General features: G+C 44.6%; 1 protein-coding gene. It reads left to right on the top strand.

The annotated features are described in order from the left end of the window. Positions 1–114 precede the first annotated feature (114 nt). Positions 115–381 carry a hypothetical protein gene (locus tag J8L84_RS20260; protein WP_211072281.1) on the top strand — a complete coding sequence of 89 codons (267 nt, stop codon included), beginning with the start codon at positions 115–117 and terminating at the stop codon, positions 379–381. Positions 382–473 lie beyond the last annotated feature (92 nt).

Here is a 473-nt window from a genome sequence, read left to right on the forward strand (position 1 = left end):
GCCATTATGCCCTACGTGCCCGCGCCCCTTATTTAAAAGTTATGTGCTATTGAACGTTTGATGATAATCAGATTAAACTAGAATTAGGTTAAACCAGCTTTGGGAACACAGCGAATGGATTTTGCAGTTATTGGTTATCTTCTCTTCACGGTCCTATTAATCGGGCTTATTGCTTTTTACGTTAACAAGCCGACACTGTTTACAGTTTTATATTTTCGAGTGCCCCGCCCTGTAAAGTGGCTGTTTGCTTTTTCATGTGGTTTTTTACCGGTTTTGTTCGCAGGTACAACTTGGCTACCAACGGGGGCTTTTATGGTACTTATGATCGGATTTGCTTTAGAAAAGCAAGAGCGCTTTGCTCTTATAAAGCTACGCACATAACAACCCAATCAACACACTCACTGCGTTCGCTGGGACGCATACACGCGGGGCGGCTTCGCCATTATGCCCCACATGTCTGCGCCCGTTATTGG

The organism is Alteromonas sp. MMG017 (genome assembly GCF_018100795.1).
GTDB lineage: Bacteria > Pseudomonadota > Gammaproteobacteria > Enterobacterales > Alteromonadaceae > Alteromonas.